The 1,178-nt window shown below is 59.7% G+C and carries 2 protein-coding genes; one reads left to right on the forward strand and one right to left on the reverse strand.

What is annotated here, in order from left to right:
* Positions 1 to 65 precede the first annotated feature (65 nt).
* Entirely contained in the window at positions 66 to 875 is an 810-nt protein-coding gene (locus FEM54_RS32860) for a UDP-2,3-diacylglucosamine diphosphatase (protein ID WP_017134916.1), read from the reverse strand.
* 137 nt (positions 876 to 1,012) lie between these two features.
* Between FEM54_RS32860 and FEM54_RS34895 the strand changes: the two genes are divergently transcribed.
* Positions 1,013 to 1,178: cupin domain-containing protein (locus FEM54_RS34895; protein WP_477749753.1), on the forward strand; the 166-nt coding region annotated here is incomplete at its 3' end.

The raw sequence follows: 1,178 nt of genomic DNA on the forward strand, positions 1-1,178 counted from the left end.
TAAGTTGACTGAACAACCGCCATCGCAGGCAAGCCAGCTCCCACATTTTTGACCGTGCGAACCTTCTAGCCCGCAACCATCTCAGCTTTGAGCAGCGCCTCTTTAGCCTGCGCATCCGCCAACCGATACAACTCGATACTGCCATCCCAGTGCTCGATCAACGCGGTGCACGACTCCACCCAATCCCCGCAATTAAGGTAGTCCACCTCGCCCACCTTGCGAATCTCGGCATGGTGAATATGCCCGCACACCACGCCATGCAGCTCGCGCTTGGTCACTTCGTGGGCGATCGCTTCTTCGAAATCGCTGATAAAACTCACCGCCGTCTTGACCTTGTGTTTCAGGTACGCCGACAACGACCAGTAGCCATAGCCATACCGTGCACGCCAGTGATTGAGCCAGCGGTTGAGCGTGAGGGTGAACTCATAGGCCGAATCGCCCAGGAACGCCAGCCAACGGTGGTATCGGGTGATCACATCAAATTGATCACCATGAATCACCAGGAGATGGCGGCCATCGGCAGTGACGTGCACGGCCTCGTCCACCAGCTGGATATTGCCCAGGATCAGCTTGGAGTAGCGGCGCAGGAATTCGTCGTGGTTGCCGGTGACGTAGATCACCTCGGTGCCGCGCTTGGCCATGGTCAGCAGGCGGCGGATCACATTAGTATGAGCCTGAGGCCAGTACATGCCGCCGCGCATTTTCCAGCCGTCGATGATATCGCCGACCAAGTAGACCTTGTCGGCGTGGTAGCCCTTGAGGAACTGTGACAGGTGCTCGGCCTGGCAATCCCGGGTGCCCAAGTGCACGTCGGAGATCCACAGGGTACGAACCCGTTGTTTGCGGCTGGGTTTGGCGAACTCGGCACTGGTCATGGGCATCCCTCGACGGTGTTTTCGCGAGCTTGCGCCCAGGCGGTTAATAGCCCATGACAACTGTGCGTCAGTCTGATGACAGCGATCAAAGCCCTTGAAGCGTTGTAGACTGCGGGCCTGCTGCCCCGGAGACCGCGATGAGACCGACCCTCACGCTGCGCCACTACCTCGAAGAACCGCTCGCCCACAGCCATGACCACGCCCAACTGGTGTTCGGGTTGTCGGGGCACCTGGACCTGGAAGTCGATGGCCTTGGCAGCCAGGTGCACGCCAGCAGCGTGATGGTGCTGCCCTTCTCGGCCC

It is taken from the genome of Pseudomonas edaphica (assembly GCF_005863185.1).
GTDB lineage: Bacteria > Pseudomonadota > Gammaproteobacteria > Pseudomonadales > Pseudomonadaceae > Aquipseudomonas > Aquipseudomonas edaphica.